This window comes from Corallococcus sp. CA049B, from assembly GCF_003611685.1.
In the GTDB taxonomy this organism is placed as follows: domain Bacteria; phylum Myxococcota; class Myxococcia; order Myxococcales; family Myxococcaceae; genus Corallococcus; species Corallococcus coralloides.
This window is the reverse complement of record NZ_RAWC01000342.1, coordinates 1-5,787: the sequence shown is the minus strand read 5'-3', so window position 1 is coordinate 5,787 and position 5,787 is coordinate 1. Positions and strand designations below refer to the sequence as shown.

Below are 5,787 nucleotides of genomic sequence, written 5' to 3'. Positions count from 1 at the left end.
GGCCACGCCCCCTCCCGCCGCCGCCGCGCCGCGCCCCTCCGGGCCGGTGAAGTGGGGCGAAATCGAGGGGCGGGTGCTGCTGACCGGGACGCCTCCCCTGGCCCCCAGCGCGCCGACCACCGCCACCGTCGCCAGCGTGTGCGGCGACCAGGCGGAGGACCGCTCGCTCGTGGTGGGGGGAGAGGGCGCCCTGGCCCACGCCGTCGTCTCGCTCCAGGACGGCGCCGCGCTCGCCGAGCCGGAGACGCCCGCGCCGCAGCCCGTGCTGGACCAGAAGCAGTGCCACTACGAGCCGCCCGCGCTCGCGGCGAAGGCCGGCGGCGAGCTCCTTCTGCGCAACTCCGACCCGCTGGTGCACAACGTGCGCGCCCAGGCCGGGACGAACCGTTCTGTCTTCAACGTGGCCATGCCCCTGGAGGGCATGACCCTGCGCCGCCCCCTGCCCGCCGAACCCGGCACCGTCCAGGTCCGCTGCGACGTGCACCCCTGGATGCGCGCGGTGGTCCGCACCTTCAACCACCCGTACTTCACCACCACCACCCCGGACGGGCGCTTCCGGATGCGCGTCCCGGAAGGGGCCCACACGCTCGTCTTCTGGCACGACCGGCTGCCCGAAGCGTCCCGGACCGTCACCGTCCGCGCGGGGGAGACCGTCCAGGTCGAACAGACCTGGGGCGTGGAGGCACTGCGTCAGGCGGGCTCGGGGAAATAGGGCGCCCCTGACACGGCTGTCGCGTCCGGCCCCGGTGCGACTCAAGGGTCGGCCAGGGGTTCCGTCTAAGTGCTGAGAAGCACGCCCCTTGTTCAGACTTCTGTCTTGGTGGCAAAATTGCTTTCTCGGAAGCCAACACTTCCGCCTGAGGGGGAGTCGCGATGCATCAGACCAGGAAGCAACCCACGGTTTCCGTGGAGGCGGATCGCCTGTCCACGGGGGCGCGCCGCAAGGACGCCCGGCCGGTGGGCATGCAGGAGATGGGGCCCAACCTCTATGAGAAGATCGAGAGCGCGCTCACCGAGCTGTCGCTGGCGTCCTCGCACGAGCGCCTGAGCGGTACCTAGAAGCGCGTCCCGGAGCGGCGGGGTCCCCTGGGGAGGGGCCCCCGGCTTCCGGGTGCGCCGTTTCGGGCAGCCGCGGCTTTCAGGGTGCGCAAACGGCAACGGGGCCCGCCCGAACAGCTCGGGGGACCCCGGATGATGCGACCGCGAGGGCGACCCTACAGGTCGTCGTCGTCGGAGGACTCGGTGCCGGTCTCGGCGTCCTCGTCATCGCTGAAGGAGTCGAGGTTCTCCTCGTCCTCCTCGGCCGCGGGCGTCTCCTCGGGCTCGGGCTCGATGACCTTCGGAGCGGCGGCCAGACGGCCGCGCCGGCCCTCGGTGGGCTTGGCGACCACGTTCTCCCGCTGATCCGCCCCGCACTTGGGGCAGATGGGGTCCGGCTTCTTCATGTCGTAGAACTTCGTCCCGCACTTGAAGCACGAGTGCTTGGTCCCGAGATCCTTCGCCGGCATGCGCCACCCTCGTAGAAGCCTGGAGTGAAACGGAGGGCGGCTGAATAGTTGGGCGGAAGAACAGAGTCAACCGTGTGTTTGCGCGGGGGATTTCTGGCGGTAGCATCCCCGCCGGTTTCCCCCGAGAGCCGGACGCCCCCTTTGAACTTCACCTGCGACAATTGCCAGAAGCGGTACTCCATTGCGGACGAGAAGGTCCGCGGCAAGACGGTCAAGGTCCGTTGCAAGAACTGCCAGAACGTCATCACCGTGGAAGGGCCCGCCGAGGAGGAGAGCACCCGCGTGGTGTCGCTCGCCGACGTGGAGCGCATCCGGGCCCAGGAGCGCTCGCTGGCGGGAGGCGCCGCCGCGGCCGCGCCTGCGCCCGCTCCGGCACCGGTGGCCGCCGTGGCAGCTCCTGCTCCCCTGGCCAGACCTCCTGCGTCGGCCCCCCAGACACCCTGGGACGATGAGCCCACGCGCACCGCGCCTCCCCGCCAGACGGCCGGGGCACCGTGGTTCGTGATGGTGCGCAACAAGCAGGAGGGCCCACTGGACGAGTCGGCCGTGGCCGAGTGGATGGCCGCGGGCACCATCAGCGCGCGCAGCTTCTTCTGGCGCCAGGGCATGCCGGACTGGAAGCGCGGCTCGGACATCCCGGAGCTGGCCGCGCTGCTCGCGCCCGCCGCGGCGCCTGAGCCGCCGCCTCCGCCCCCGGAGCCGCCGCCCGTGGTCGCCGCGCCGCCTCCGCGCGCCGCGCCGGCCCGCCGCGAGCCGGAGCCCCAGCAGCCCTTCTACGCGGAGAACGAGCCCGCCCCGTCCGAGGACGACAACAACAACGGCGACTTCGAGCGCGACGGCGACGAGGACGACGGCACGCTCTACGGCAACAACCGCGCGGCGCCCGCCCCGGTGCCCACGCCCGCCCCGCGGCGAGCGGTGGCTCCGCCCGTGGAGGATGCTCCCGCCGCGAGCGGCGCCCCCCTCAACGAGCTGTTCTCCGACCTGGACCTGCCCGGCAACCGGGGCGACGGCTCGGACGAAGAGGACCCCGGCCAGGACGAGACGCGCGAAGACCCTCGCAACGACGAGGAGGAGGAAGAGGACGCGCGCCAGGACTCGAAGGCCGCGCGCAAGCGTCCGGTGGTGCCGGCCCGCCGTGGAAGCCCGCTGAAGGTGGTGGCGCTGGTGCTGCTGCTGCTCATCGTCCTGCCGGTGGTGGCGCTGTTCGGCCTGTCCGCCGCGGGCATGCTGCCGCCCGCCCTCGCGGACATGGTCAACCAGGTGACCGGCAAGGCGCCGCCCCGGGCTCCGGCACCGCGTCAGGCCACCCCCGCTCCGGGCGCCGCCGCTCCCGTGGCGCCTCCGCCGGCCGCGGCCGAGCCGGCGACGCCTCCGCAGGGCTCCGCGGCGGGGGGAGAGGCCACGGCTCCGGCGGAAGGTTCCACGCCGTAGCCCACGTGTGAGGTGGGCCTGCTTTCCGCGCGACGCGGCGAGCAGGCCCTCCCGCCACGTCCTGCTCCGTCCGGGGGATTCGGCACGTCGAGCAGGACGCTCCGGCTCAGAGGTCGAAGTCGCCCGCGGGCGGCTTCTTGCCGCGCATCGCCTGTTCCCTCGCGGCGCGGACTTCTGCGCGCAGGGACTCGGTGGCTTCGGTGTCCACCGTCCCCGTCTCCAGGTCCACGACGTCGCCTTCGCGCACGCCGGGCGGCAGGGTGTCCAGCGCGCGGGTCACCTGCTGGCCGTCCACCACCAGCACGGCGACGTCGTCCTCGATGCGGTCCACCGTGGCCCTGGACCGGGGCTTCGTCTTCTTCTTCGTCACGGGTGACAGTCTCCCGCAGGCTCGCGGCCCGACTTCAGCGCTGCTTCCCGCGTGCTCCACGAGAGCATGTTCTCCGGATAGATGCGCTTCACGGCCCGGCAGGTGGACTTGTGGAAGATCTGCTTGTGCCTGCTCGCCCGGTAGCCGCCCATGGCGTTGCTGGTGGACGAGCGCACCGCCTTGTCTGGCGCCTCCGTCCGTGTGCCCTTGCGCGCGACGGGCAGGTCATCCACGTCCGTCACGTTGCTGACGCGGGCCTTGCTGTCGCGCGGTGCCTCGACGACGCGCGCGGGCTCCGTCCGGATGGCGGGCGGCGGTTCGGTGGGCGCCGGCTTCACCACGGGCGCGGGCTTCGCCGTCCGCACCAGCGCCGGACGCGGATCCAACCCCGGGAAGACGCGCCGCGTGCCACCAGGCTCCCCCGGTGTCGGACGCTGGAGCGACAGCTCGAACTGCTTGCCGTCGCTCACGGCGTGCACCTCTCCGTTCACGTCCGTGCGGAAGGCCCGCGCATCCACGCCGCGCAGCCGCGTGAGGAGCTCCTTCACCTTCGGGCTCTTGCCCAGGCTGTCATCCCCGCTGAGCACCGCCGCCTGGGGCCGCAGCTCCTCCAGGTACGCCTGCGAGTTCGCCCCCTCCACGCCGGGCGAGGCGACCTTCAGCAGCGTGGCGGAGGCCAAGAGCCCGCGCTCCAGCAGCCGCGCCTCCGTCTCCCCGCGCGCGCCGCCCGCGAAGACGACCGACGTGTCGGCGTACGTCAGGCGCAGCACGATGGAGTTCGCCGCGTTGCGCCCCTCCGCGTCCGGGGCCCCGTTCAAGAGCGGCTCCGCGGGCGCCCGGGGCCAGAGGACCGTGAGGTTCACCCCGTCCTCCAGCGTCAGCCGGACCAGCTCCCTGGGCGCGGACGACGTCGGCGCGGGTGAGAGGATCTGCACCCCTTTCGAGCCCAACGTCGTCAGCAGCGCGTCGTAGGCCTTGGACGTGTCCGGCAGCTGCGGCTCCATCAACCGCCGCGCGCCCACGCGCTTGAGCACCGCCTCCAGCGCGCCGTGGTGCTTCGGATCCGGCTGGGTGAGGACCACCAGGTCCAGCTCGCGGCGCAGCAGCTCCGGCAGCCGGTTCACCAGGTGCGACTCGGCGGACGCGGGCCCGGAGTCCACCAGCACCGTGTTGCCCTTCGGCGTGACGATGAGCGCGGCATCCCCCGCGCCCACGTCGAAGAAGTAGACGTGGAGCTTCCCGTCCGGCGCGCCGCCGAAGTAGCGCGACTTCTCCGGGGGCTTCTGCGCGGGCGGCGCGGACGGCTGCTGCTGACAGGCCAGGGAGGCGAGCAGCAGCCCCACTCCCAGCGCGATGCGGGCCTTCATGGATGACAATCCTCGGCGGGGCGGCGCTCACGCAGGGCGTCGGCGCGATGGGTGTAGACGGTGCGCTCGTTCTTCGAGCGCTTCAGGGTCTTGCAGCTCTCGCGGTGGAACACCTTGCTGCCCTTGAGCGACACGTAGCGCACGCCCGTGTCTTCGGACGTGCTCGTGGGCGCAGTGGGCGCCGGCTCCTTCCGCGTGGAGCGGCCGTGGGGCGTGGGTTCGAGGGGGCCGAGCGCCACCGGGCCTCCCACCTGCTGCGTGCCGGAGAGGCTCGCGGCCCCGGCGCCGCCCTTCGTCGAGCGCAGCGTCACGGTGGTGCCGTCGCTCACCGCCATCACCTCGCCGTCCTGGTCGGTGCGGAAGGTGCGGGCGCGCACGTCGCCCAGGCGGCCCAGGACCTCCGGGCTCGGGTGGCCGTAGTCGTTGCCCGCGCCGCAGGAGATGACCGCCGCCTGCGGCTTCACGCGCTCCAGGAAGGCCGCGGTGGAGGAGTGCTTGCCGCCGTGGTGCGCCACCTTCAGCACCGTGGCGGTGAGGTCCACGGGCTTCCGCAGCAGCACCTCCTCCGTGGGCGGCTCCGAGTCCCCCGTGAAGAGGAACGCCGTCTTCCCGTAGGTGAGCTTGGTGACGATGGAGTTCGCGTTCGCGTCCGAGCGCGTGTTCGCGAGGAACGCCTCCTGGGGCACGCGCGGCCAGAGCACGGTGAGCGCCACGCCCTCGCCCAGGCCCACGGTGAGCAGCGTCTGGGGCGCGTTGGGGTTGGGCTCCGGGCTCATCACCTGGCCCACCTCGCGGCCCACGAACTCCAGCAGGTCGCGGTACGCCTCGCTCGAGTGGTCGAAGCCGGGGTCCATGAAGCGCCTGGCGCCCACCGCCTTCACCGCCGCGCGCAGCCCGCCCAGGTGGTCCAGGTGCGGGTGGGTGAGGATGACCAGGTCCAGCGGGCCCTTCACCAGCTCGCGCAGCCGCGCCGCCAGCCGCGTGCCGGCCTCTGGAGGCCCGCCGTCGATGAGCACCGTCTTGCCCGTGGGCGACACGATGAGCGCCGCGTCCCCCTGGCCCACGTCGAGGAAGTAGACCGAGAGCCGGCCCGGGGCGGGGGAGGGGA

7 protein-coding genes are annotated in these 5,787 nt (G+C 72.8%); 3 read left to right on the top strand and 4 right to left on the bottom strand.

Features of this window, described 5'->3' with window-relative positions:
• Both D7W82_RS37935 and D7W82_RS37930 read left to right on the top strand, forming a co-directional pair.
• Window positions 1-712, top strand: a 712-nt coding sequence (locus tag D7W82_RS37935; RefSeq protein ID WP_120622931.1) for a hypothetical protein, incomplete at its 5' end; no start/stop codon positions are given.
• A 161-nt stretch (window positions 713-873) separates the two neighbouring features.
• Window positions 874-1,059 (top strand): hypothetical protein, encoded by a 186-nt coding sequence (locus tag D7W82_RS37930; protein WP_120622930.1) that lies wholly within the window; start codon window positions 874-876, stop codon window positions 1,057-1,059.
• 155 nt (window positions 1,060-1,214) lie between these two features.
• Here the strand turns inward: D7W82_RS37930 and D7W82_RS37925 are convergent, their stop codons facing one another.
• Window positions 1,215-1,508, bottom strand: a complete 294-nt coding sequence (locus D7W82_RS37925; RefSeq protein WP_120622929.1) for a TIGR02300 family protein — start codon at window positions 1,506-1,508, stop codon at window positions 1,215-1,217.
• A gap of 141 nt (window positions 1,509-1,649) precedes the next feature.
• Here D7W82_RS37925 and D7W82_RS37920 point away from each other — a divergent pair, with 141 nt between their 5' ends.
• The gene (locus tag D7W82_RS37920) at window positions 1,650-2,942 is read left to right on the top strand and encodes a GYF domain-containing protein (protein WP_120622928.1); all 1,293 of its coding nucleotides are present in this window, start codon (window positions 1,650-1,652) and stop codon (window positions 2,940-2,942) included.
• 106 nt (window positions 2,943-3,048) lie between these two features.
• Here the strand turns inward: D7W82_RS37920 and D7W82_RS37915 are convergent, their stop codons facing one another.
• From D7W82_RS37915 to D7W82_RS37905, 3 genes are all read right to left on the bottom strand, one after another.
• On the bottom strand, window positions 3,049-3,312 hold the full coding sequence (locus tag D7W82_RS37915; RefSeq protein ID WP_120622927.1) for a DUF3006 domain-containing protein: 264 nt from the start codon (window positions 3,310-3,312) through the stop codon (window positions 3,049-3,051).
• Window positions 3,309-4,679, bottom strand: a complete 1,371-nt coding sequence (locus D7W82_RS37910) for a ComEC/Rec2 family competence protein (protein ID WP_120622926.1) — start codon at window positions 4,677-4,679, stop codon at window positions 3,309-3,311. The genes D7W82_RS37915 and D7W82_RS37910 overlap by 4 nt, the downstream gene beginning before the upstream one ends.
• On the bottom strand, window positions 4,676-5,787 hold a 1,112-nt coding region (locus D7W82_RS37905), incomplete at its 5' end, for a ComEC/Rec2 family competence protein (protein ID WP_147439755.1). The genes D7W82_RS37905 and D7W82_RS37910, both read right to left, overlap by 4 nt.

What these genes read in the sequence shown, in the direction of transcription:
- D7W82_RS37930 (WP_120622930.1), top strand. Translation starts at nt 874, where the DNA reads ATGCATCAGACCAGGAAGCAACCCACGGTTTCCGTGGAGGCGGATCGC.
- D7W82_RS37925 (WP_120622929.1), bottom strand. Translation starts at nt 1,508, where the DNA reads ATGCCGGCGAAGGATCTCGGGACCAAGCACTCGTGCTTCAAGTGCGGG.
- D7W82_RS37910 (WP_120622926.1), bottom strand. Translation starts at nt 4,679, where the DNA reads ATGAAGGCCCGCATCGCGCTGGGAGTGGGGCTGCTGCTCGCCTCCCTG.